Origin of the sequence: Streptomyces alkaliphilus (genome assembly GCF_014141535.1) — a bacterium.
In the GTDB taxonomy this organism is placed as follows: Bacteria; Actinomycetota; Actinomycetes; order Streptomycetales; family Streptomycetaceae; genus Streptomyces; species Streptomyces alkaliphilus.
In genome coordinates, this window is the sequence record NZ_VKHT01001785.1 from 1 (window position 1) to 381 (window position 381).

Genomic DNA, 381 nt, shown 5'->3' on the forward strand with positions numbered 1-381 from the left:
CACCTGCTCCGCCCTCTCCCTCACCCGGAAGGAGCCGCTCGCCGGCACCGCCGCCGTCGCGCGGACCTGGGTGGTGTTCGAACAGCCGGGCCCCTGGGGGCGACAGGCTCTCACCGACGGCCGGCTGGATCCCGCCGTCGGTGCCCGCCTGGAGTCGTGGACCGCGCTCGGGGTGCGGGCGGCGCTGATCCGCTCCCCCGGCCGCCACGCCGACCGGGGAAGGAACGGCACGCGTCGCGCCTTCCTCGCCCACACCCTCCCCGGCCGCGCCCGGGTGGTCACCGCCGAGCTGGACGCCGACGAGGGCCCCGAGCACCTCGCCGGCCTGGACCCGGAGGCGCTGGCCGCGGGCGACTTCGCGGCGGCGGGGGCCCGGGGCCC

1 pseudogene is annotated in these 381 nt (G+C 79.8%); it reads left to right on the forward strand.

The annotated features are described in order from the left end of the window. Positions 1-381: pseudogene (locus FNQ90_RS26755) on the forward strand (sucrase ferredoxin); the annotation flags it as partial.